Below are 22,421 nucleotides of genomic sequence, written 5' to 3' on the forward strand. Positions count from 1 at the left end.
CTTTCGCCCCGCATCAACCGCCGGGGCTCAGCGAAACTACGGCGTTCCACGTGGCCGCAGGCCGCCACTGGCCCCTGCGGGGCGAGCGAAGCGATGCCCCGAGGCCGCGAATGCGGCCCGCGCGCGACCGACAGTTGCACCCGGCGCATACCAGACGGCGCGGAGGCCAGGCCGGCGGATGCCGGCGCCGGCGCTTGAGGGCGTTGATATTCCCCTGTATCGCTCGCCGCGCATCACGGCCGATCGCGGGCGGGCGGAAGCGCTCTGGGGCGCAGCCTGCGCGCGGCGGACGGGCTGGATTCCAGCCATTGGAGTACGGGCGTTTGGCGATGAAACGGGTCTGCGTCTTCTGCGGTGCCTCGACCGGCAACCGGCCTGCCTATCGCGCAGCGGCCGAGGCCCTGGGGCGGGGGATCGCGGCCCGGGGCCTCGGCCTCGTCTATGGCGGCGGCGCGGTCGGGCTGATGGGGGTGGTGGCCGATGCCGCGCTCGAGGCCGGGGCCGAGGTCATCGGCATCATCCCGCACGGGCTGCTGGCACGGGAGGCCGGGAAGCGGAACGGCATCGAGCTGCGCGTCGTCGCGACCATGCATGAACGCAAGGCCATGATGGCGGAGCTGTCGGACGGCTTCGCGGTGCTGCCCGGCGGCTTCGGCACGCTCGAGGAGGTGGTGGAGGTGCTGACCTGGCTGCAGCTCGGCATCCACCGCAAGCCCGCCTGCTTCATCGACGTCGAAGGCTATTGGTCGCGCCAGATGGCGATGTTCGACCACATGGTCGCCGAAGGCTTCCTGCAGCCAGCGACGCGGGCGCTGGCGCGCGTCGCGGCCGATCCCGCGGCTGCGCTCGACAGCCTGGCGGGGTTCGAGCCGCCGCCGGTGCCGCGCTGGCTGCTGCCGGGCGAGAAATGAGCGCCCCCTTGCTGCTGACCGATTGGCACAGCATCCCGGACGCCGCGCGCGGCGGCACCGTGGCGCTCGGCAACTTCGATGGCGTGCATCTCGGTCACCTGGCGGTGCTGCGCGCGGCGCATGCGGCGCGGCCGGAGCTGACGCCCGCCGTGCTCACCTTCGAGCCGCATCCGCGCGAGCATTTCCGCCCCGACGACCCGCCCTTCCGCCTGACCCTGCTGGGGGAGAAATGCGCCGCCCTCGCCGCGGCGGGGGTGCGTGTGGTGCATGCGCTGCCCTTCGACACCGGCCTCGCCGCCATGACGGCGGAGGAGTTCGTGGAGCAGGTGCTGCACCGGGCGCTGGGCGCCGGGCATCTCGCCTGCGGCCACGACTTCGCCTTCGGCCACCGCAAGGGCGGCGATGCCGGCTTCCTGGCGCGGGAGGCGGAAAAGCGCGGCATCGGCCTCACCATCGTGCCGGCGCTCTCCGACGCGGAGGGGCCGATCAGCGCGACCCGCATCCGCCGGCTGCTGCAGGACGGCTATCCGGAACGCGCCGCCACCCTGCTCGGCCGGCCCTGGGCGATCCAGGGGGAGGTGGTGCATGGCGACAAGCTCGGCCGGGTGCTGGGCTGGCCGACCGCCAACATGTGGATCGGCCGGCACCTGGAGCCGGCGCGGGGCGTCTATGCGGTGCGCGCGCGGCTGGCCGATGGAAGGCTGGTGCCCGGGGTCGCCAATATCGGCCGCCGCCCGACTCTCGGCGGCGACCCGCAGACCCGGCTGGAGACCCATCTCTTCGACTTCGACGAAGACCTCTACGGGCAGGAAATCGCGGTCGAGCTGCTGCATTTCCAGCGCCCCGACCTGAAGTTCGACGGGCTGGAGGCGCTGACCGCGGCGATCGCCGCCGATGCGGCGGAAGCGCGGCGGCTTCTCGGCCTCGCCTGACGTCTTCCTCGCGGCCGGAGGCCGGCACAGGCTTCTGCGGAGCGAGGCGAAGCCGATGCTCGGGGCCGCGCATGCGGCCCCGCGCGCGACCAACAGTCGGAGGCCGCGCCCGGCGCTTGAGGGCATAGCTATAACCCCTCCCGCTTGACCTCGCGCGTCCCGCCTCCCCATAAGCCTGCCATGGCCCCGGTGCATCCCGCGCGAATTACCATTCCGGCCCCCTGAGGGGCCGGGTCCTGCCACGCGCGCCATTGCCGACCCGTCGGCCCGAGATAGCGAAGACCATGAACGACGCCCCCGCCGAGCCTCGCGACTACCGCGGCACCGTCTTTCTGCCGAACACCCCCTTCCCGATGCGCGGCGACCTGCCGAAGCGCGAGCCGGCGATGCTGGAGCGCTGGCAGCGCATGGGCCTGTGGGAGAAGCTGCGGCAGCGCTCCAAGGGCCGCACGCCCTTCGTGCTGCATGACGGCCCACCCTATGCGAACGGCAACCTGCATATCGGGCATGCGCTCAACAAGATCCTGAAGGACGTCATCAACCGCGCCGCGCAGATGGCCGGCCACGACGCCAACTACATCCCCGGCTGGGACTGTCACGGCCTGCCGATCGAATGGAAGGTCGAGGAGGAGTACCGGGCCAAAGGCCGCGATAAGGACGCGGTGCCGGTGCTGGATTTCCGCGCCGAATGCCGCGCCTATGCCGCGCATTGGCTCGATGTGCAGCGGCAGGAATTCATCCGCCTCGGCGTCGCCGGCGACTGGGCCGATCGCTACGCCACCATGGATCTCCCGAGCGAAGCCGCGATCGCGCGCGAGATCGGCAAGTTCCTGATGAACGGCTCGCTCTATCGCGGCCTGCGCCCGGTGATGTGGAGCCCGGTCGAGAAGACCGCGCTGGCCGAGGCGGAGATCGAATACCACGACCATGTCTCGCCAACCCTGCATGGCCGCTTCCGCATCCTGAAGGCGAAGGCGGCCGATCTGGTCGGCGCCGATGTGGTGATCTGGACCACGACGCCCTGGACCATTCCCGGCAACCGCGCCGTCGCCTATGGCGAGGAGATCGACTACGCGCTGGTCCATGTGGAAGGCGTTGCCGAGGGCTCGCTGCTCGCGATCGGCGACCGGCTGCTGGTGGCGCTGCCGCTGCTGCCCGGCTTCGCGAAGGAAGCCGGGATCGGCGCCCACAGCATCAAGCGGGTGCTGAAGGGCGCGGAGCTCGCCGGCGCCATCGCCGCGCATCCGCTGCGCGGCCAGGGCTATGAATTCGACGTGCCGCTGCTGGCCGGTGATTTCGTCACGACCGATGCCGGCACCGGCTTCGTCCATATCGCGCCGGGCCATGGCGAGGATGACTTCAACCTCGGCCGCCTGCATGGCCTGCCGATACCCGAGACGGTGAACGACGACGGCACCTTCACCATCCACGCGCCGGGCTTCACCGGCCTGCACGTCTTCAAGGCGCATGCCGCGATCTATGAGGCGATGAAGGCGGCCGGCACCTTGGCCGCCACCGGCAAGCTGACGCACAGCTACCCGCATAGCTGGCGCTCCAAGAAGCCGGTGATCTTCCGCGCGACGCCGCAATGGTTCATCGCGATGGATGATGAGAATGCGATCCGCGCCAAGGCGTTGGACGCCATCGCCAAGACCCATTTCGTCCCCGAAGCCGGGCGCAACCGCATCGGCTCCATGGTCGCGGCGCGCCCCGACTGGTGCATCAGCCGCCAGCGCGCCTGGGGCGTGCCGATCCCGATCTTCGTCTCGAAGCAGAGCGGGGAGCCGCTGCGCGACCAGGCGATCATCGACCGCGTCTGCGCAGCCTTCGCGGCCGAAGGCGCGGATGCCTGGTACAAGCCCGGCGCCGCCGCCCGCTTCCTCGGCCCCGACCGCAACGCGGCCGATTACGAGCAGGTGATGGACATCGTCGATGTGTGGTTCGAGAGCGGCTCGACCCATGCCTTCGTGCTGCCGCCGCGCGGCTTGCCCTTCCCGGCCGACCTCTACCTGGAAGGCTCCGACCAGCATCGCGGCTGGTTCCATTCCTCGCTGCTCGAATCGGTCGGCACCAACGGCGTCGCCCCCTTCAAGGCGGTGCTGACCCATGGCTTCGTGCTCGACGAGCAGGGTCGCAAGATGTCGAAGTCGCTCGGCAACGTCACTGCGCCGCAGGAGGTGATGAAGCAGTACGGCGCCGATATCCTGCGCCTCTGGGTGATGAACTCCGACACCGCGCTCGATCTGCGCATCGGGCCGGAGATCCTGAAGCAGCAGGCGGAGCTCTATCGCCGCATCCGCAACACGCTGCGCTGGCTGCTCGGCAGCCTCGACGGCTTCACCGATGCCGAGACGGTCGCGCATGCCGAGCTGCCGGAGCTGGAGCGCTGGGTGCTGCATCGCCTGTCGGAGCTCGATGCCCGCATCCGCACCGCGGTCGAGACCCATGACTGGGCCGGGGTGCTGCCGGAGCTGCATAATTTCTGCAACATCGACCTCAGCGCCTTCTACTTCGACATCCGCAAGGACGCGCTCTACTGCGACCATGCGGGGAGCTTGCGACGCCGCGCCGCGCGCACGGTGCTCGACGTGCTGCACCGCTGCCTCTGCGCCTGGTTCGCCCCGGTGCTGGCCTTCACCGCGGAGGAGGCCTGGCTCGCCCGCTTCCCGGATGAGGAGGGCAGCATCCACCTGCTCGACTTCCCCTTCATCCCCGAAGGCTGGCGCGACCCGGAGCTGGCCGCGAAATGGGCCCGCATCCGGGAGATCCGCGGCGCGGTGACCGGCGTGCTGGAGGAAGCCCGCCGTGCCGGCACCATCGGGGCCAGCCTGCAGGCCGCCCCGGTCCTGCATCTCCCGGCCGAGGACGCCCTGCTGCTGAGCGCCGCGGAATGGGCCGAGACTGCCATCGTCTCGGCCGCGACCCTGGCGCCGGAAGCCGCCGGCGCGCCGCTCGCGGTCGACTTCGCAGTGGCGCCCGGTGAGAAATGCGCCCGCTGCTGGCGGGTGCTGCCGGAGGTCGGGACCTCGCCCCGGCACCCGACGCTCTGCCTCCGCTGCGATGATGTGGTGGAGCGGGCATGAGCTTGCGCCTCGGCCTGCCGCTCGCGGCCGGCATCCTCGCCGCCGACCAGGCGAGCAAATGGTGGATCCTCGACGGGCTCCGGCTGCAGGAGCTCGGCCAGGTGAAGCTGCTGGCGGCCGGGCCCCTCGGGCTTGACCTCACCATGGTCTGGAACCGCGGTGTCACCTTCGGGATGCTGACCGGCGACAGCGCCTGGCACCAGATCGCCCTGTCGGTGGTGGCGGCGCTGGTCGCCCTGTTCCTGCTGCGCTGGCTGGCCCGGGCGGAGAACCGGCTGACCGCGATCGCTCTCGGGGCCGTGATCGGCGGTGCGGTGGGCAATGTGATCGACCGGCTGCGCTTCGGCGCCGTCGTCGATTTCGTGGACGCCCACGCTTGGGGCTGGCATTGGTATGTCTTCAATCTGGCCGATGCCGCCATCGTCTGTGGCGTTGTCGCCTTGGTGATCGACGCCTTGTTCCGGCCCAGCGCCGCCCCTAAGAAGGAGGCATGAGCATGCGCCCTGCCCGTCTCGCCCTGATCGCCCTGGTCCTGCCTTTGGCCGTGGGCGCCTGCGGGTCCGACACCATGCGGACCCTGGGCCTGACCCGGGACGCCCCGGATGAGTTCGCGGTGCTGACCCGGGCCCCGCTCTCGATGCCGCCGGACATGAGCTCCCTGCCGACGCCGCGCCCGGGCGCCACCCGCCCGCAGGAGCGCAGCGCGCGCGATGCGGCCGAGGCCACGCTGGTCCCCGGCGCTGCCCTGGCCCCGGCCTCCACCGCCCGCGCCAGCGGTGCCGAGGCGGCGCTGCTCTCCCAGGCCGGCCGTCCCGTGTCCGACGACATCCGCCGCCGGGTGGATGAGGAGAGCGGCCGGCTCGACGCGCCGGATCGCAGCTTCACAGACCGGCTGATGTTCTGGCGCGACCCGCCGCCGCCTGGCACCGCGGTCGATCCGAACCGCGAGAATGCCCGCCTCAGGGAGAATGCGGCCCTCGGCCGCGACGCGACCGCGGGCGAGACGCCGATCATCCAGCGCCCGCGCCGCCCCTTCCTCGGCCTGTTCTGAGCACGAACACCTTCCCGCTGCGCGGCGGCCGCGTCATGCTGGATCCATGATCCGCATGTCCCGCCGGACCGCCCTCGTCACTGGCGCCTGCCTCTGCGCGGCGGCGCCCAAGCGGCATGCCGCCGCCTTCACCCCGCCGCAGGGCGAGCGGCCGCTCTACGGCGCCCAGCTCTGGAGCCTGCCGAACGGGCTGCGGGTCGCCTTCGTGCAGAGCCGCCGGGTGCCGGTGATCTGCCAGTACCTGTTCTACGGCGCCGGCGGCGGCGAGGACCCGGAGGGGCTCTCCGGCATTGCCCATTACCTCGAGCACATGATGTTCAAGGGCAGCCGCAACGTGCCCTCCGGCGCGCTCTCCCAGCGCGTGGCACGGGAGGGTGGCAACGACAACGCCTTCACCTCCCGCGACGTCACCGCCTATTTCCAGCAGGTCGAGGCCTCGCACCTGGCGCTCATCATGGGGATGGAGGCGGACCGCTGCGCCCATCCCCTGTTCCCGCCGCCGGAAATGGCGGCCGAGCTGTCCGTGGTGCTGGAGGAACGGCGCCAGCGCACCGACAGCAATCCGCGCGCCCTGTTCCGCGAAGCCTTCCAGGCCGGGATGTGGGGCCGCCAGCACTGGCATGGCCGCCCGATCATCGGCTGGCCGGAGGAGATCCGCGCCATCCGCCACGCCGATCTCGTGGCCTTCTTCGAGCGCTGGTACGCGCCCGCGAATGCGGTGCTGGTGATCGCCGGCGACGCCGAGCCGGCGGCGCTGGAGCGCCTCGTCGAACAGCATTACGGCGGCGTCCCTGCCCGCCCCACCACCCCGCGCGACCGCGCCCCGCCGCCTCCTGCCCCCGTGGAGCGCCGGCTGGTCACCCGCAGCGCCGCGATCCGGGAAGGCAGCTTTCTGCGCGCCTGGTTCGCGCCGACCCTGACCTATGGCGAGGCGGAGCAGGCCTGGCCGCTGGAAGTGCTGGCCCATATGCTTGGCGGCGGCCAGGGCAGCCTGCTGCATGAGGCCTTGGTGGAGACCGGAATCGCGGTCACGGCCAATGCCGGCTATGATGCCGACGCGGTCGGCGCCGGCGAATTCCTGGTCTCCGCCATGCCCGGCCGCGGCACCGCGCCGGAGCGGCTGGAAGCCGCCGCCGCCGCGGTCATCGAAAAGCTGCTGCAGGAGGGCGCCAACCCGGCCCTCGTCGCCCGCTCGATCCGCCAGATCACCGCCGGCGCCCTGCTGTCGCTCGACGGCATCGGCGCGGCGCCGCGCATGCTCGGCACCGCGCTCGCCTCCGGCCTGCCGGTGGAGGTGGTGGAATACTGGCCTTCCCGCATCCGCGCCGTGACGCCCGAACAGGTGACGGCGGCGGCGCGCGCGGTGCTCGGCGCGCCGCTCGATGCCATCGGATGGCTGCTGCCGGAGACCACCTGAGATGGCCGAGGGCTTCACCCTGCCGATCCAGGTCATCGAGAGCGATGGCATCAGCGCCTGGCTCACCGAGGATCATTCGGTGCCGGTGGTCTCCCTCGCCTGGTCCTGGCAGGGCGGCGCGGGGCTGGAAAAGGCGGGGGAGGAAGGCACCACGGCGCTCATGGCCTCCCTCCTCACCGAGGGCGCCGGGGATCTGCGCGCCCGCGAATTCGCCGATGCGCTGCGCGACGATGCCATCTCGCTGAGCTTCGACAGCCAGCGCGACGGCTTCGAGGGCGGCTTCCGCGCGCTGCGCGATGCGGTGCCGGCGGCGCTGCGGCTGGCGCGGCTTGCCATGACGGCGCCGCGCTTCGACGCCGATGCGCTGCAGCGGGTCCGCGCCCGGGCCGTCGCCGGCGCCCGGCAGGTGATGGAAACCCCGGGCGGCCAGGCGCGCCGCGCCTTCTGGGCGACGGCTTTTCCGGATCATCCCGCGGGTCGCCCGACCGGCGGCACCGCCGAAAGCCTCGCCGCCATCCCGGAGGCCGCGATCCGGGCCGCCCATGCCCGCCAGATCCGCCGCGACGGGCTGCTGGTGGCGGTCGCCGGCGCGATCAATCCGGCGGAGCTGCGCGCGCTGCTGACGACGTTGTTCGCGGCGCTGCCGCCGGGCGCGCCGGAAGCGCCGCCGGCGCTGCCGCCTTTCATCGATTTCGGCAGCCGCGTGGTGCCGATGCCCTTCCCGCAATCCACCATCCTCTTCGGCCAGCCCGGCCTCGCCGTGCAGGATCCGGATTGGGAGGCGGCGCAGGTGATGCTCAGGGTGCTGGGCGGCGGCGGCTTCTCCTCCCGCCTGATGCAGGCCGTCCGCGTACAACGCGGGCTGACCTATGGCATCAGCGCCGGGCTCGACGTGCTCTACGGCCAGGCGCTGATCACCGGCGGGCTGGCGACCCAGAATGCCAAGGTGGCGGAAGCGCTGACGGTGACCACCGCCGAATGGCGCCGCATGGCTGAGGACGGACCGACCGAGGCCGAGCGCGCGGACGCGATCGCCTATCTCCGGGGTTCGCTGCCGCTGCAATTCACCGACAGCCGCCGCATCGCCGGCACCCTGCTCTCGCTCCGGCGGAACAATCGGCCGCTCGACTGGCTCGCCGCCCGGCCGGCGCGGCTCGCCGCGATCAGCCGCGACCGGCTCGCCGCAGTCGCTTCGCGCCTGCTGAAGCCGGACGGGCTCTCGGTCGCGATCGCGGGACAGCCGGCGGGGTTATAGTTCGGCCTCAAGCGCCGGCGCCGCACATCCGTGCGGCTTGGCTTCCGCGCTGTCAGGGCGGCATTGGCGGCGGCTGACGGTCGCGCGCGGGGCCGCTTCGCGGCCCCGGGGCATCGCTGCGCTCGCCCCGCAGAAACCAGGGGCAGCCCTGCGGCCGCGGGAACTTGCCCTGCCCCGAGAACCGGAGGTTGGCCTCACGCCATCGCGGGATTCACCCGCACCCGTGAAAGCCGCCTTCCGGCACCGGCGCGAATTCCAGGATGCCGAGCAGGCCGAAGCCCGGATCGCGCGGCGCCAGCACCAGGGCGGCACCTTCCGGGAAGGCGCGGCCGGCAATCGTATCCCCCACCACCATGATCGCCGGCGTCCGGTGGCCGACCAGCACACGGTTGGCGCCCGGCGCCACCCGTTCCCCGAACAGCCGTCGGTGCTCGGCCAGCACCCAGTCGAGCCGGCCGGCGCTGTAGTCATCGGCCAGCAGGCTGTCGGTGACGGTGACGCGCGTGGCGCCGAAGGCCAGCTCCGCGGTGTCGCGGGCGCGGAACACCGGGCCCGCCAGCACCGGCTCGGCGATCCGGATGCCGAGGGCTGCCATCCGGGCGCCGATCGCCGCCGCCTGAGCACGGCCGCGCGGCGAGATGTTGCGCTGGCCGGCGCGGTCGCCGATGCGGAAGCTGCGGTCGCAGGGTTCGCCCGCCGTATCGGCATGGCGGAAGAACAGGACGAGGCCGCCCTCGCGCAACCGTGCGACCAGGGCGCGGCCCTCCGCGCTGTCATCGGACAGCGGCGCCAGGCGCTGCGCCGCGGCCGGCAGCGCAAGAAGCGAGAGCAGCAGGGCACGGCGGACCGTCACGGAGAAGAGATTGCCAGCGCCGCCACGGCACCGCCACCATCGCGCGGGAGACTTCACGCATGAGCAATACCATCGAGGCCGCCTGGCAGGCGGTGACGGATCTGGCCGCCGATCCCGCGGCCCGTAACATCCGCGCGCGTTTCACGGCCGATCCGGCGCGGGCGTCGCGCTGGACGCATCGCGCCGACGGGCTGGTGCTGGACCTGTCGCGCACCAGCCTGGACGAAGCCTCGCTCGCCGCGCTGCTGGCGCTGGCCGACGCGACCGGGGTCTTCGCCCGGCGCGACGCCATGGCGCGGGGGGAGGCGATCAACACGACCGAAGCCCGCGCCGTCATGCATATGGCGCTGCGCGCGCCCGCCGATGCCGGCCTTCGTGCGGGGGCGGAGGATGCCTCGGCGACGGTGCACGATACGCTCGGCCTGATGCAGAGCTTCGTCGAGGCGCTGCATGCCGGCAAGATCACCGGCAGCACGGGCGAGCGCTTCACCGACGTGCTGAACATCGGCATCGGCGGATCGGATCTCGGCCCGGCCATGGCGGCGCGCGCGCTGTCGGGGCCTCACGACAAGCTGCGCGCGCATTTCCTCGGCAATGTCGATGCCCATGCCTGGGAAGCGATCCGCCCCAATCTCGACCCCGCGCGCACCCTCGTGCTGATCGCGAGCAAGACCTTCACGACGCAGGAGACGATGGCCAATGCGCGGCTGGTCCGCGCCTGGCTCGCTGATGCGCTGGGGGAGGCGGCGCTGCCGCGGCATCTGGCGGCGCTCTCCACCAACCTGCAGGCGACCGCCGATTTCGGCATCGCGCCGGCCCGCGTCTTCGGCTTCCGTGACTGGGTGGGCGGGCGCTTCTCGATGTGGTCGGCGATCGGTCTCGCCATCGCGCTCGCCCAGGGCTGGGACCGTTTCGCGCGGCTGCTCGAAGGCGCGCATGCCATGGACGCGCATTTCCTGCACGCGCCGCCGCGGGAGAACCTGCCGTTGCTGCTGGCGCTGACCGAGACCTGGCATGTGAATGCGCTCAAGCTGCCGACCCGCGCCGTGCTGCCCTATGACGAGCGTTTGGCGCGGCTGCCCGCGCATCTCCAGCAGGTGGAGATGGAAAGCCTCGGCAAGGGCGTGACCTTGTCGGGCCAGCCGGTCGCGCGCGCCACCGGCCCGGTGGTCTTCGGCGAAGCCGGCACCAATGCGCAGCACAGCTTCATGCAGCTCATCCACCAGGGGCCGGTGCCGGTGCCGGTGGATTTCATCCTGGTCGCCAATCCCGATCACGGCCATGCCGACAGCCATCGCAAGCTGCTGGCGAATGGGCTGGCGCAGGCCGAGGCGCTGCTGGTCGGCCGCGGCGCCGATGCCGTCGCCACCGAGATGCGCGCCGCCGGCATCGCGGAGGAGCGGATCGCGGCGGTGCTGCCGCACCGCGTCTTCACCGGCAACCGGCCCTCGGTGACCATCCTGCTGCCGCGGCTCGATCCCTTCTCGCTCGGCGCGCTGGTGGCCCTCTATGAGCACAAGGTGTTCTGCCTCGGCGCGCTCTGGGGCATCAACGCCTTCGACCAATGGGGCGTCGAGCTCGGCAAGCAGCTTGCCGGCCCGATCTTGAAGGCGCTGGAGGGCGGCGCGCCGCCCGAGCATCCCGCGACCGCGGCGATGCTGGCGGAGATCGAGGCGCTCCGGGCAGATCCCGCGTAGGGGATATCACTGGAGCCGGTGAAGATGCCCGGCAGACAAGGGACCGGATCGATGAAGCGCAGCAACGCGCAGCGAAAGCGATCCGGGGCGTGAGGCTCGCGGTCATCGCCGATGTGCACGGCAATCTGCTCGCGCTGGAAGCCGTGCTCGCCGATATCGCGCGGCAAGGCGTGGATGCCGTGGTCAACCTCGGGGACTGCCTCTCCGGCCCGCTGCGGCCGGCGGAGGTGGCCGACCTCCTGATCGCGCGCGGCATCCCGACGCTCCGCGGCAATCACGATCGGCAATTGCTGGAGGACGCGCCGGGCGCGATGGGCCGGTCCGATGCCTTCGCCCATGCCCGGCTGACAGCCACGCATCGCGCCTGGCTGGCGGCGCTGCCGCCGCTCATGGCGCCTGCGGGGGGCGTGCTCGCCTGCCACGGCACGCTGGGATCCGACCTGACCTATGCGCTGGAGGTGCTGGAAGGGCCGGACGCGCTGCGCCGGGCGCGACCGGAAGAGGCGGCGGTGCGGATCGGGCCGACGCCCGGCGCCACGCTGATCCTCTGCGCGCACTCGCACCTGGCGCGGCTCACACGCCTGCCGGATGGGCGGCTGGCGCTCAATCCCGGCAGCGTCGGCTGCCCGGGCTACGTGGACGACGCACCCTTCCCCCATAAGGTGGAGGCCGGGGCGCCGCATGCGCGCTATGCGATCGCAACGCTCGGCCCGGCCGGCTGGAGCTTCGACCTGCGCGCCGTCGCCTATGACTGGGATGCGGCGGCGGCCGATGCACGGGCGGCCGGGCGCGAAGAATGGGCCGCGGCCATCGCGACGGGGTGGATAGGGGGCTAAACTCCATCGATGGCGATTCGCCTCCTGCCCGAGACCACTGCCAACCGCATCGCTGCCGGCGAGGTGGTGGAGCGTCCCGCCGCCGCCGTGAAGGAGCTGGTGGAGAATGCGCTGGATGCCGGCGCGCGGCGTCTGCGCATCGCGCTGGAAGGCGGCGGCGTCGACCGCATCCTGGTCGAGGATGACGGCGCCGGCATGGGCGCGGCCGACCTGGCGCTCTGCGTCGAACGCCACGCCACCTCCAAGCTGCCCGAGGAAGGGCTGCTGTTCCGCATCGCGACGCTCGGCTTCCGGGGGGAGGCGCTGCCTTCGATCGGCGCCGTCGCGCGGCTCGCGATCACCTCCCGCACCGAGGGCGGCGCCGCGCACCGCATCGCGGTCGAAGGCGGGCGCAAGGCCGAGATCGCGCCAGCCTCCGGCGCGCCAGGCACCCGGGTCGAGGTGCGGGACCTGTTCTTCGCGACGCCCGCGCGCCGCAAGTTCCTGAAGTCGCCACGCGCCGAGGCCGATGCCGCGGTCGAGGCGGTGAAACGCCTGGCCATGGCCTGGCCGGAGGTCGCTTTCAGCCTCGAGGTGGATGGCCGCGCCGTGCTGACCTTGCCGGTCGCCGACCGCACCCAGCGGCTGCGCGACCTGCTGGGACCGGATTTCGCCACCGCGGCGGTGCCGGTCGAGGCGGTGCATGAGATGCTCGACATCGAAGGCATGGCGGCGCTGCCCAGCCATAGCCGTGCGACCGCGGCCGAGCAGCATCTGGTGGTGAACCGCCGCCCGGTGCGCGACCCGATGCTGCGGGTCGCGCTACGCGTCGCCTATCGCGATGTGATCGCGGCCGGGCGGCAGCCGGTGGCCGCGATCTTCCTGACCCTGCCGCCGGAGCAGGTCGATGTGAACGTACATCCCATGAAGACCGAGCTGCGCTTCCGCCAGCCGGATGCGGTGCGCGGTGCGCTGATCTCGGCGGTGCGCCGGGCGCTGGCGACCGGCGCGGGCGAGGCGGTGCCCGCGGTCGCCGCGATGCCGGCGATGGCGGCGGGCTTCGCGGAGACCCAGCGGCCCTTCTTCGCGCAGCCCTCGCGCACGCCGGCGCCCTGGTCGCAGGGGCGTCTCGCCATGCACATGGCGCCGCCCCTGCCGCCGGCGCGGGAGGAGGCGCCGATCGCCGCCGAGCATCCGCTTGGCCGCGCGGTGGCGCAGATGATGGACACCTACATCCTCGCCGAGGCCCCCGACGGTTCACTGATCCTGGTCGACCAGCATGCCGCGCATGAGCGGCTGACGCATGAGGCGTTGCGCGCTCAGCGTCTCGATGGCGGCGTCCGCACCCAGGCGCTGCTGATCCCAGCGGTGGTCGAGCTGCCGCAGCGCGATGCGGCGCGGCTCGCGGAAGCGGCGCCGGACCTCGCGCGGCTGGGGCTGGAGCTGGAGGGCTTCGGCGCCGGTGCGGTGCTGGTGCGGGCGCTGCCGGCGCTGCTCGGCAATCCCGATCCCGCGCCGCTGCTCCGCGACATGGCGGAGGAGCTCGCGGAATGGGAGGAGGCGACGGCGCTGGAGCTCCGGCTCGATGCCGCCATCGCGCGGCTCGCTTGCCACGGCTCGATCCGCGCCGGGCGGCGCCTGGCACCGGCCGAGATGGACGCGCTGCTCCGCCAGATGGAAGCGACGCCGCGCGCCAATACCTGCAGCCATGGCCGCCCGACGTGGTTGAAGTTCGATAAACCAGCGTTCGAGAAGCTTTTCGGCCGGCGGTAGCCGGTTGGATTTCCATTGCCCTCAGACGCCGGGCGCGGCCTCCGGCCGCTTGGCTTTCGCGCTGTCAGGTATACACCCGGCGCGGTGGTCGGTCGCGCGCGGGCCGCATTCGCGGCCTCGGCCTGCATCGGCTGACGCCTCGCAGTCCGGCCTTTCCAGTGGCGGCCTTCGGCCGCGGGACCGGCTCCTGATCCTGCGGCCGCAGGCCGCCACGGGTTTCTGCGGAGCGAGGCGAAGCCGATGCTCCGGGGCCGCGAATGCGGCCCCGCGCGCGACCATCAGCTGCGCCGGGCGCGCCCTGACAGCGCGGAAGCCAAGCCGGCGGATGCCGGCGCCGGCGCTTGAGGGCGAACTATAGTCCCGTGAGCTGCGCCTCATAGGCCTTGAGGTGCGTGTAGGCGAAGCGGAGCCGCGGCACCGGCGCCTTGGCGCGCGCGATCAGGTCGCCGACGATGTGGTCCGCCTCGACCCTGCCGCCATTCAGGATGTCGCGGAACATCGACGCGGTCTGCTTCGATCCGGGCGCGGTCAGCATGCTGCGCAGCCGCTCCAGGAAGGCCTGCCGCGGCGCATGGCCGGACGCGGTCGCGATGCTGATGCATTCCTCCATCAGCCCGAGCACGAAGTCCTCGCCTCCGGGTGCGGCGGTGATGACGCCGACCGGCGCCCGCATCGCGGAGGTGGAGGCGGCGATGCTCGTCAGCAGCACCCATTTCTCCCACATGTCCTGCAGCACGGTGGTGCTCGCCTTGGCATCGAAGCCGGTGCCGGCGCAGGCTTCCGCGAAGGCGTTGACGCGCGGCGACAGGCTGCCGTCGCGTTCCCCGAAACCCATCGTCGCCATCGGGTTGAGGTGGCGGATGGCGCCATCGGCATCGAGCGTGGTCCCGATCCCGCATTGCCCGCCCAGCACCCGCGCCGGCCCGAAGCGCGCATCCAGGATGTCGAGGTGCCGCATGCCGTTCAGCATCGGCAGCACGGCGCTCTCGGGCCCCACGGCCGGCGCCACGTCAGTGAGCGCGCTCTCCAGGTCATAGGCCTTGCAGCTCAGCAGGATCAGGTCATAGGGCGCCGCGAGCGCATCGGCGGTGACCGTCGGCGCCTTGAGTGTCGCGTCGCCCACGGGGCTCTTGATGACGAGGCCACGCTCGGCGATCAGCGCGGCGCGCTTCGGGCGCAGCAGGAAGGTGACGTCGCGCCCCGCCTGCAGCAGACGCCCGCCGAAATAGCCGCCGATCGCGCCGGCACCGACCACGAGAATGCGCATTCTTAGACTCCCCAAGAGCAGATCACCGCAGGGCGGAATCGCCCGGAGGTGTGAATCTGCTCGTCGACTAATGCGTGGCGGTGCCGCGGTACCAGACGCCGGCCGCGACCATCCACCACAGCATCGCGCCATAGATCAGCATGGCCAGGGCGACCGCGCCAAACACCCAGCCGACCGATCCCGTGAGATGCAGCGCCAGCAGCCCGCCGAGTGCCGCGACCGCGAGCCGCAGCATGCCGGCGAGCAGCGGCCAGAGCAGCCTGCCCGCGCCCTGCGAGGCGAAATAGAGCGCGAGGCCCATGCCGAAGAAGCCATAGGCCGGCCCGACCAGCCGCAGATAGGCGCTGCCGCTCTCGATCAGCGCCGGCTCCGTCCCGAACAGCGTCAGCCAGGTCGCGGGCCAGATCGCGGCCAGGATGCCGATCACCTCGCAGACCGCGAAGGAGAGCGCCGATCCGGTCAGGGCGATGCGCAGCGCCCGCTCGCGCTGGCCGGCGCCGATATTGGTGCCGACGAGCGCCACCAGTGGCGCGCCGAGCCCGAAGACCAGCGGGATCAGCAGGTATTCCAGCCGCGCCCCGGTGCCATAGCCGGCGACAGCGTCGGGCCCACCGGCGCGGCCGACGATGCCGGTGGTCAGCACGATGACCAGCGTGGTCTGCAAGGTGCTGACCGAGGCGACGGCGCCGACCCGCAGGATATCCCCGAACAGCGCGGCCCGCAGCCGCGCCGGGCGCAAGCGCGCGATGCTGCGCCCGCTGAGCACCGCCCAGGCCAGGATCGCCATGGTCACCGTGCCGCCCACCAGCACCGCCCAGCCGCCGCCCGCGACGCCGAGTGCAGGGATGGGGCCCCAGCCGAAGATCAGCAGCGGCGACAGCGGCACCAGCAGCGCGACGCCCACGATCACCGCGACCGCCGGCAGCAGCATGTTGCCGGTGCCGCGCAGCACGCTTGCCAGCGCATTGCCGATCCAGGTCACGATCGCGCCGGCGAAGACCACATGCGAATAGGCGATCGCCGCCTGCAGCGACCCGCCCTCGCCACCGAGCAGCGCATAGAGCGCGCCGCCCCAGACCAGGAACAGTGCCGAGAAGACCAGCCCGAGCAGCCCGTTGATGATCAGCGCGTGCAGCACCAGCGCATCGGCATCCTCGCGCCGCCCGCCGCCGAGCGCGCGGGCGATGGCCGATGCGATGCCGCCGCCGACCGCGCCGGCCGAGAGCATCTGCATCATCATGTAGCCCGGGAAGACCAGCGCCATGCCGGCCAGCGCATCGGTGCCGAGATGCGCGACCCACCAGGTCTCGATCAGCCCGACCGAGGCCTGGGCCAGCATCACCAGCGTGTTCGGCCAGCCGAGCCGGAGCAGGGTCGGCACGATCGGCCCTTCCAGCAGCATGCGGGTGCGCGGGCTCATCGTGGTGCTGAGCCCGACCGGGGCTGCCGCCGGCGGAGCGGCGGGAAGCGGGGCGGTCATGGCGTGGCTTCCGGCAGCAGGGTTCGGCGCGGCGTCGCGGCGTGGCGGCGGAGGGTGGCCTCGGTCGCGGCCGGGCCAGGCACCACCGCGAAGCGCGGCCGGGTCAGCGGCGCGCCGCTGACCCGGTCGATCAGCATCGGCTCGGCCGGCCTGCCGGTCGTGGTGTCGATGATTTGGGTATTGGCGCCCTCGGGCGCGAAGTTGCGGTTGCCCCAGGCCAGCAGGGTGATCAGCACCTCGCGAAAATCCGTGCCCTTCGCGGTCAGCCGGTATTCGTGGCGCGGCGGCCGCGCCGAATAGAGGTGCTTCTCCAGGAGCCCGGCCTCGACCAGCCCGGCGAGGCGCCGGGTCAGCATGTTTGGCGCGATGCCGAGGCTTTTCTGGAACTCGTCGAAGCGCGTCATGCCGGCAAAGGCGTCGCGCAGGATCAGGATGCTCCACCACTCGCCGACGCGCCCGAGGCCGCGGGCGATGGGGCAGGTCATGGCGGCCAGATCGGTGCGCTGCATGCCGGGCTTTTAGTGGAGTCACTTGCATGATGCAAGTTACTATTGTGCGATGCAGCGCCCAGGCGACGCCTCAGTTGACGACGACCTGCGCCGCCCGCACCACCTCCCGCCATTGCGCCAGGTCGTCGCGGATCAGCGCAGCCAGCGCCTCCCGGCTGCTGGCCTGCACCTGGAAGCCGGTGGCGGCCAGCCGTTCCCCGCTTTCGGGCCGCTGCAGCGCGGCGGTGACCGCGGCGTGGATGCGGGTGGCCAGCGCTGTGCTCAGGCCGCGCGGCGCCACGATCGAATGCCAGGATCCGGTGGTGAAGCCGGGCAGCCCGGCCTCGGCCATGGTCGGCACCTCCGGCAGCAGCGGATGCCGCGCGGTGCCGCCGACCGCGATCGCGACCAGCCGGCCCGCCTGCACATGCGGCGCGACGGTCGCGATGTTGAGGGAGGAGAAGGGCAGCGTGCCGGTCACGATATCGGTCACCGCGGCACCACCGCCCGGATAGGGCACGTGCGTCACCTCCACACCCGTGCGCAAGCGGAACAGCTCCATCCCGAGATGCTCTGAGGAGCCGATGCCCGAACTGCCATAGCTCGCCCGCCCGTCCTGCGCGCGCAGCCAGGCGATCAGCTCGGGCAGCGTGCGCGCCGGCACCGCCGGGTTCACCACCATCAGGTTCGGCGCGGTGATCGCGATGGTGATCGGGGTGAAGTCGCGCTCCGGGTCGAAGCCGGCGCGCGTGTTGACGATGGGCGTGATGCTGAGCAGGCCACTCGGCCCGACGAAGAGCGTGTGCCCGTCGGGCGGCTGCCGCGCGACGTATTGCGCGGCGATGGCGCCGTTGGCGCCGGTGCGGTTCTCGACGACGACGTTCTGGCCGATCGCCGCCGGCAGTTGCGCGGCCAGCACGCGGGCCAGGATGTCAGATGGGCCGCCCGGCACATAGGGCACGACGATGGTGACGGTGCGGGTCGGCCAAGCGGATTCCGGCGCAGGCTGCGCCAGGGCGGGTGTCGCGATGCACAGCAAAAGGGCGAGGCGGCGCAGCATGGGGAGAGTCTCCGGTGGTTCGGCCGGAGGTCTGCAATGCCCGTGCCGAGGATCAGGCTCCCGCGCTGTCGCGGCGCAGGATGCTGACGGCGCCGGCGCCATGCGTGCGGGTGGCGAGCGGCGTCCAGCCGTCGAGGCCCAGCGCCTCCTCCCGCGCATGCTCCGCGACCAGCACGGCGCCAGGGGCGATCCAGCCGGCGGCCATGAGTGCCGCGGTCGCGCGTGGGATCAGCCCTTCCGCATAGGGCGGGTCGAGGAAGACCAGCCCGCAGGGCGCAATGGCGCGCGGCGGGCGCGTCGCATCGCCCGCCACCACCCGGGCGCGCTCCTCCATCCGGCAGGCGGCGATATTGGCGCGCAGCGCCGCCAGCGCGGCGCGGTCGTTCTCGATGAATGTGGCGCCGGCGGCGCCGCGCGACAGCGCCTCCAGCCCCAGCGCGCCGGTGCCGGCGAAGCCGTCGAGCACGCGCTGCGCCGCCAGCCATTCCCGGCCATTCGAGTCCGCGTGCCAATCCGCATGCCAAAGCATGTCGAACACCGCCTGGCGCAGCCGTTCCGCGGTCGGGCGCGTCGCGAGGCCTGGCGGCGCCGCCAGCACCCGCCCGCGCAGGTGGCCCGCGATGATTCGCACCGCTAGTCTTCGCGCCGCCGCTGCCCACGCGGTGGTGGGCCGGCGTTGCGGGCACGCGGCGGCTTCCTCGGCGTGCTGCCGGGGGCCGGTGCGGGCTTCGGCGCCGCGGGTGGCTGCTGATGCCGGCGCGGCGGCGCATCGAGGCCGAGCTGCTCGCGCAGCACCTTGGCGTTCACCTCCTCGGCGCTGCCCTTCGGCAGCAGGCCGAGCTGGAAGGGACCGTAGGCGACCCGGATCAGCCGGGTCACGCCGAGCCCGAGATGGGCCATCACCCGCCGCACCTCCCGGTTCTTGCCCTCGCGGAGTGCCACCGTCAGCCAGGCATTGGTGCCCTGGCGGCTGTCGAGCCCGGCCTCGATCGGGCCATAGGCGATGCCCTCGATGGTGACGCCCTTCGCCAGGGCGGCCAGCGCCCGCTCGTCCACCTCGCCATGCACGCGGGCGCGGTAGCGGCGCAGCCAGCCATTGGCCGGCAATTCGAGCTTGCGGGCCAGCGCGCCGTCATTGGTCAGCAGCAGCAGCCCTTCGGAATTGAGGTCGAGCCGCCCGACGCTGACCAGCCGCGGCAGCCCGGCCGGTAGGTTGTCGAAGACGGTCGGCCGTCCCTCGGGGTCGCGATGCGTGGTCACGAGGCCGGCCGGCTTGTGGTAGCGGAACAGCCGCGTGCGCTCCGGCTCCGCCACCATCTTGCCATCCACGGTGACGAGGTCGCCGGGCTTGATGAAGGTGGCGGGCGTGGTGACCACCTTGTTCTCGAGCCTGACCCGGCCTTCGGCGATCAGCGCCTCCGCATCGCGGCGCGACGCGACGCCACAGCGGGCCAGCCACTTCGCGATGCGTTCCCCGCGCGCCTCCGGCGCGACCCGCTCCCCACGCGCCTCCGGCGCGATGCGTTCCTCGCGCGTCTCCGGCGTGGCCGGCGCGTCCGGCTTCTCGTCGTCGCTCATCGGCAGGCCGTGACGAAGGCGCGAAGGATCAGCGGGTCGGCGGCATCGACCGCGTATTCCGGGTGCCATTGCACGCCGAGCGCGAAGCGGTGCGACGTGCTCTCGATGCCTTCGATGACGCCGTCGGGCGCCGTCGCGTTGACCACACTGCCATCGCCGGCGGCCGCCACCGCCTGGTGATGCGCGCTGTTCACCGCCATGCGCGCCCGTCCGACGATGCGCGCCAGCAAGGTGCCCTCGGCGATCGCGACCTCATGCCCGGGCTCGGTGCGCGGATTGGGCTGCTCATGCGCCAGTGCCCGCGGCACGCTGTCCGGGATGTGCTGGATCAGGCTGCCGCCGAGGGCGACCGCCAGAAGCTGCTCGCCACCGCAGATGCCCAGCACCGGCATGTCCCGCGCCAAGGCGCCGCGCGTCGCCGCCAGCTCGAAATCGGTGCGGCCGGATTTCAGCACCACCGTCTGGTGCGCCGGCCCGCCGCCGTAGAGTGCGGGGTCCACATCGAAGGCGCCGCCGGTCACCATCAGCCCGTCGATCTCGTCGAGATAGGCCTCTGCGAGCTCGGCATGGTGCGGCAGCGCGATCGGCAACCCGCCGGCCTCGACGATCGCCGCGAAGTAGTTCTGGCGCAGCGCATACCAGGGCAGCTTGGAATAGCCGCCGGGCTGCTCGGCATCGAGGGTGACGCCGATGATGGGACGATGGGTCATGGTGGTGGTGGTAGAGGCGGGGAGGGCGTGCCGGCAAGCCTTCCCTGACGCCCCGCCTGGCCGCAGATTGCCGCCATGACCCCGATCGAGATCGCGCTGGCCGAAGCCCGCGCCGCCGGCGCCCGTGGCGAGGTGCCGGTCGGTGCCGTCGTCACCGATGCCGAAGGCCGGGTCCTGGCCCGTGCCGGCAATGCGGTGGAGGCCCGCCAGGACCCGACCGCCCATGCCGAGATGCTGGCCATGCGCGAAGCCGCCGCGGCGCGGGGGGAGAAGCGGCTGGCCGACTGCACTCTGACCGTGACCCTGGAGCCCTGCCCGATGTGCGCCCAGGCGGCCAGCCTGTTCCGCATCCGTCGCATCGCCTTTGGGGCCTATGACCCGAAATCGGGGGGTGTCGAGCATGGCGCCCGGATTTTTGCGGCGACCTCCTGCCATCACGTGCCGGAGGTGACCGGCGGCCACCGCGAATCCGATTGCGCGGCCCTGCTGCGGGACTTCTTCGCGGCATTGCGGGACTGACCCGGCCCAGGAAGCCGTTGACCTTCCGCGCGCCGCGGGCGAAGCCTTGGCCATGCCGCACGACGCCATCCGCACCTCGATCGAGGGCGACATCGCCACCATCCTGCTGGACCGGGCCGAGAAGCGGAACGCGCTCTCGCTGCCGATGTGGATCGCCCTTGGCGAGGCCTTCGCGGCGGCCTCCGCCAATACGGCGCTGCGCGCCGTGATCGTGCGCGGCGCGGGGGAGGAGGCCTTCTGCGCCGGCGCCGACATCGCTGCCTTCGCGACCGAGCGCGGCACGCCGGAGCGTGAGGCGGTCTATGGGCGGGAGCTCCATGGCGCCTTCCATGCCATCCGCACCTGCCTGCATCCGACCATCGCCGCCTGTTCCGGCTGGACCATGGGCGGCGGCTGCGGCATCGCGACGATGTGCGATTTCCGGGTGGGCTCGCCCGCCACCCGCGTGGGCATCCCGGCGCGCAACCTCGGCATCTTCTATGCCTATGACGAGATCGACCCGATCATGCAGATCGTGGGCCATGCCGTTGCCGCCGAGATCCTGATCGAAGGTCGCGTCTTCACGGGGGAGGAGGCGTTGGCCAAAGGCCTGCTTTCCCGCTTGGTCGCGGACGGCACCGTTCATGCCGAGGCCGAGGCGCTGGCGCGCCGGATCGCCCAGGGCTCACCGCTCTCGGCGCGCTTCCACAAGCGGGCGCTCCAGCAACTGCGCGGCGAACTGCCGATCACCGAGGCCGATCGGCAAGCCGAGGGCAGCTTCGCCTATACCCAGGACTTCACCAACGCCGCCCGCGCCTTCGTCGAGAAGCGCAAGCCAGTGTTCGAAGGAAAATAGCGGGACCCAGCGGCCGCAGGCCGCCACCGGTTTCTGCGGAGCGAGGCGCAGCCGATCCTCCTTCGCCGAGGCTCCGGAGGACGAATGCGGCCCCGCGCGCGACCGACCGCTGTCGCCAAAGCCGCCCTGACAGCGCGCAAGCCAAAGGCCGCGGATGCGGCCGCCGGCGCTTGAGGACCAATCAATCCTGCGCGCGCGTTTGGGATTGCGCTGCCAGGGCGCGGGCCATCTGGCTCAGCGCTTCCTGGTGCTTCTCGTTGTCGATCAGGGCGAAGTTGCGGGCGAGTTCCAGGCACATGCGCTGGCGGTGCGACATCTCCTGGGTCTCCGTGCCGTCGGCCAGGCCCTCGAAGAACCAGGAGACCGGGACGCCCAGCACCTGGGCGATCTCGAACAGGCGTCCGGCGGAAATCCGGTTCAGCCCCCGTTCGTATTTATGGGCCTGCTGATAGGTGACGCCGATCATCTTGGCCAGTTGCTGCTGCGACAGACCCATCATGACCCGGCGTTCGCGGATGCGGGACCCGACATGGTGGTCGGCCGCATTGGCGCGATGGCTTTGGCGGTCTTCAGGCACGGATCCGCCGACGGACGACGCGCCCGACACGACGCGATGCGCAGGATTCGGCATGGAATGCGGCTCCACAACTGTGGGTCTTTCCCGCAGAAGTGCGCCCTATCGGCCCAAGCTTCCACT

General features: G+C 72.0%; 21 protein-coding genes. 12 read left to right on the forward strand and 9 right to left on the reverse strand.

Annotated elements, in window-relative coordinates:
- Window positions 1-329 precede the first annotated feature (329 nt).
- From GXW71_RS16650 to GXW71_RS16680, 7 genes are all read left to right on the forward strand, one after another.
- Window positions 330-911 (forward strand): LOG family protein, encoded by a 582-nt coding sequence (locus tag GXW71_RS16650; RefSeq protein WP_211853664.1) that lies wholly within the window; start codon window positions 330-332, stop codon window positions 909-911.
- 8 nt (window positions 912-919) lie between these two features.
- Window positions 920-1,843 (forward strand): bifunctional riboflavin kinase/FAD synthetase, encoded by a 924-nt coding sequence (locus GXW71_RS16655; protein ID WP_408901998.1) that lies wholly within the window; start codon window positions 920-922, stop codon window positions 1,841-1,843.
- Window positions 1,844-2,127: 284 nt separating this feature from the next.
- Window positions 2,128-4,926, forward strand: a complete 2,799-nt coding sequence (ileS, locus tag GXW71_RS16660) for an isoleucine--tRNA ligase (protein WP_211853666.1) — start codon at window positions 2,128-2,130, stop codon at window positions 4,924-4,926.
- Entirely contained in the window at window positions 4,923-5,420 is a 498-nt protein-coding gene (gene lspA, locus GXW71_RS16665) for a signal peptidase II (protein ID WP_211853667.1), read from the forward strand. The genes ileS and lspA overlap by 4 nt, the downstream gene beginning before the upstream one ends.
- A gap of 2 nt (window positions 5,421-5,422) precedes the next feature.
- On the forward strand, window positions 5,423-5,977 hold the full coding sequence (locus GXW71_RS16670) for a DUF3035 domain-containing protein (RefSeq protein WP_246526639.1): 555 nt from the start codon (window positions 5,423-5,425) through the stop codon (window positions 5,975-5,977).
- A 55-nt stretch (window positions 5,978-6,032) separates the two neighbouring features.
- Window positions 6,033-7,394 (forward strand): M16 family metallopeptidase, encoded by a 1,362-nt coding sequence (locus GXW71_RS16675; protein WP_246526640.1) that lies wholly within the window; start codon window positions 6,033-6,035, stop codon window positions 7,392-7,394.
- A 1-nt stretch (window position 7,395) separates the two neighbouring features.
- On the forward strand, window positions 7,396-8,649 hold the full coding sequence (locus GXW71_RS16680; RefSeq protein ID WP_211853670.1) for a M16 family metallopeptidase: 1,254 nt from the start codon (window positions 7,396-7,398) through the stop codon (window positions 8,647-8,649).
- 211 nt (window positions 8,650-8,860) lie between these two features.
- On the opposite strand, the gene GXW71_RS16685 is transcribed toward GXW71_RS16680, so the two are convergent.
- Window positions 8,861-9,502, reverse strand: coding sequence for a histidine phosphatase family protein (locus tag GXW71_RS16685; RefSeq protein WP_211853671.1), 642 nt, complete (start codon window positions 9,500-9,502; stop codon window positions 8,861-8,863).
- A gap of 59 nt (window positions 9,503-9,561) precedes the next feature.
- Here GXW71_RS16685 and pgi point away from each other — a divergent pair, with 59 nt between their 5' ends.
- The 3 genes from pgi (at window position 9,562) to mutL (ending at window position 13,787) form a co-directional block, all read left to right on the forward strand.
- A complete protein-coding gene (gene pgi, locus GXW71_RS16690; protein ID WP_211853672.1) occupies window positions 9,562-11,199 on the forward strand; it encodes a glucose-6-phosphate isomerase in 1,638 nt (545 codons plus the stop codon).
- 89 nt (window positions 11,200-11,288) lie between these two features.
- Window positions 11,289-12,035: a metallophosphoesterase family protein gene (locus tag GXW71_RS16695; RefSeq protein ID WP_211853725.1), complete on the forward strand. Its 747-nt coding sequence runs from the start codon at window positions 11,289-11,291 to the stop codon at window positions 12,033-12,035.
- A gap of 9 nt (window positions 12,036-12,044) precedes the next feature.
- Window positions 12,045-13,787 (forward strand): DNA mismatch repair endonuclease MutL, encoded by a 1,743-nt coding sequence (mutL, locus tag GXW71_RS16700; protein WP_211853673.1) that lies wholly within the window; start codon window positions 12,045-12,047, stop codon window positions 13,785-13,787.
- 352 nt (window positions 13,788-14,139) lie between these two features.
- Here mutL and panE read toward each other — a convergent pair whose 3' ends face one another.
- The 7 genes from panE to GXW71_RS16735 form a co-directional block, all read right to left on the reverse strand.
- Complete coding sequence (gene panE / locus GXW71_RS16705) at window positions 14,140-15,054, reverse strand: 2-dehydropantoate 2-reductase (protein WP_211853674.1); 915 nt, start codon at window positions 15,052-15,054, stop codon at window positions 14,140-14,142.
- 67 nt (window positions 15,055-15,121) lie between these two features.
- A complete protein-coding gene (locus GXW71_RS16710) occupies window positions 15,122-16,534 on the reverse strand; it encodes an MATE family efflux transporter (RefSeq protein ID WP_211853675.1) in 1,413 nt (470 codons plus the stop codon).
- Window positions 16,531-17,043 (reverse strand): winged helix-turn-helix transcriptional regulator, encoded by a 513-nt coding sequence (locus GXW71_RS16715; protein ID WP_211853676.1) that lies wholly within the window; start codon window positions 17,041-17,043, stop codon window positions 16,531-16,533. The genes GXW71_RS16710 and GXW71_RS16715 overlap by 4 nt, the downstream gene beginning before the upstream one ends.
- Before the next feature lie 70 nt (window positions 17,044-17,113).
- A complete protein-coding gene (locus GXW71_RS16720; protein WP_211853677.1) occupies window positions 17,114-18,082 on the reverse strand; it encodes a Bug family tripartite tricarboxylate transporter substrate binding protein in 969 nt (322 codons plus the stop codon).
- 52 nt (window positions 18,083-18,134) lie between these two features.
- Window positions 18,135-18,713, reverse strand: coding sequence for an RsmD family RNA methyltransferase (locus GXW71_RS16725; protein ID WP_211853678.1), 579 nt, complete (start codon window positions 18,711-18,713; stop codon window positions 18,135-18,137).
- 2 nt (window positions 18,714-18,715) lie between these two features.
- Window positions 18,716-19,660: a pseudouridine synthase gene (locus tag GXW71_RS16730; RefSeq protein WP_211853679.1), complete on the reverse strand. Its 945-nt coding sequence runs from the start codon at window positions 19,658-19,660 to the stop codon at window positions 18,716-18,718.
- On the reverse strand, window positions 19,657-20,370 hold the full coding sequence (locus GXW71_RS16735; protein ID WP_211853680.1) for a gamma-glutamyl-gamma-aminobutyrate hydrolase family protein: 714 nt from the start codon (window positions 20,368-20,370) through the stop codon (window positions 19,657-19,659). The genes GXW71_RS16730 and GXW71_RS16735 overlap by 4 nt, the downstream gene beginning before the upstream one ends.
- 75 nt (window positions 20,371-20,445) lie before the next feature.
- Here GXW71_RS16735 and GXW71_RS16740 point away from each other — a divergent pair, with 75 nt between their 5' ends.
- Together GXW71_RS16740 and GXW71_RS16745 are read left to right on the forward strand one after the other, a co-directional pair.
- A complete protein-coding gene (locus GXW71_RS16740; RefSeq protein ID WP_211853681.1) occupies window positions 20,446-20,889 on the forward strand; it encodes a nucleoside deaminase in 444 nt (147 codons plus the stop codon).
- Between the two features lie 52 nt (window positions 20,890-20,941).
- A complete protein-coding gene (locus GXW71_RS16745; protein ID WP_211853682.1) occupies window positions 20,942-21,724 on the forward strand; it encodes an enoyl-CoA hydratase/isomerase family protein in 783 nt (260 codons plus the stop codon).
- Window positions 21,725-21,905: 181 nt separating this feature from the next.
- On the opposite strand, the gene GXW71_RS16750 is transcribed toward GXW71_RS16745, so the two are convergent.
- Window positions 21,906-22,370 (reverse strand): helix-turn-helix domain-containing protein, encoded by a 465-nt coding sequence (locus GXW71_RS16750; protein WP_367617319.1) that lies wholly within the window; start codon window positions 22,368-22,370, stop codon window positions 21,906-21,908.
- Window positions 22,371-22,421: the final 51 nt, after the last annotated feature.

The sequence above is a fragment of the Plastoroseomonas hellenica genome, assembly GCF_018129085.1.
Classification (GTDB): domain Bacteria; phylum Pseudomonadota; class Alphaproteobacteria; order Acetobacterales; family Acetobacteraceae; genus Plastoroseomonas; species Plastoroseomonas hellenica.

Excerpts from the sequence above, each read along its gene's own strand:
- GXW71_RS16715 (WP_211853676.1), bottom strand. The coding sequence starts at position 17,043 with ATGCAGCGCACCGATCTGGCCGCCATGACCTGCCCCATCGCCCGCGGC.
- GXW71_RS16740 (WP_211853681.1), top strand. The coding sequence starts at position 20,446 with ATGACCCCGATCGAGATCGCGCTGGCCGAAGCCCGCGCCGCCGGCGCC.
- panE (WP_211853674.1), bottom strand. The coding sequence starts at position 15,054 with ATGCGCATTCTCGTGGTCGGTGCCGGCGCGATCGGCGGCTATTTCGGC.
- ileS (WP_211853666.1), top strand. The coding sequence starts at position 2,128 with ATGAACGACGCCCCCGCCGAGCCTCGCGACTACCGCGGCACCGTCTTT.
- lspA (WP_211853667.1), top strand. The coding sequence starts at position 4,923 with ATGAGCTTGCGCCTCGGCCTGCCGCTCGCGGCCGGCATCCTCGCCGCC.
- GXW71_RS16735 (WP_211853680.1), bottom strand. The coding sequence starts at position 20,370 with ATGACCCATCGTCCCATCATCGGCGTCACCCTCGATGCCGAGCAGCCC.
- GXW71_RS16730 (WP_211853679.1), bottom strand. The coding sequence starts at position 19,660 with ATGAGCGACGACGAGAAGCCGGACGCGCCGGCCACGCCGGAGACGCGC.
- GXW71_RS16650 (WP_211853664.1), top strand. The coding sequence starts at position 330 with ATGAAACGGGTCTGCGTCTTCTGCGGTGCCTCGACCGGCAACCGGCCT.
- mutL (WP_211853673.1), top strand. The coding sequence starts at position 12,045 with ATGGCGATTCGCCTCCTGCCCGAGACCACTGCCAACCGCATCGCTGCC.
- GXW71_RS16710 (WP_211853675.1), bottom strand. The coding sequence starts at position 16,534 with ATGACCGCCCCGCTTCCCGCCGCTCCGCCGGCGGCAGCCCCGGTCGGG.
- pgi (WP_211853672.1), top strand. The coding sequence starts at position 9,562 with ATGAGCAATACCATCGAGGCCGCCTGGCAGGCGGTGACGGATCTGGCC.
- GXW71_RS16675 (WP_246526640.1), top strand. The coding sequence starts at position 6,033 with ATGTCCCGCCGGACCGCCCTCGTCACTGGCGCCTGCCTCTGCGCGGCG.
- GXW71_RS16680 (WP_211853670.1), top strand. The coding sequence starts at position 7,396 with ATGGCCGAGGGCTTCACCCTGCCGATCCAGGTCATCGAGAGCGATGGC.
- GXW71_RS16670 (WP_246526639.1), top strand. The coding sequence starts at position 5,423 with ATGCGCCCTGCCCGTCTCGCCCTGATCGCCCTGGTCCTGCCTTTGGCC.
- GXW71_RS16720 (WP_211853677.1), bottom strand. The coding sequence starts at position 18,082 with ATGCTGCGCCGCCTCGCCCTTTTGCTGTGCATCGCGACACCCGCCCTG.
- GXW71_RS16745 (WP_211853682.1), top strand. The coding sequence starts at position 20,942 with ATGCCGCACGACGCCATCCGCACCTCGATCGAGGGCGACATCGCCACC.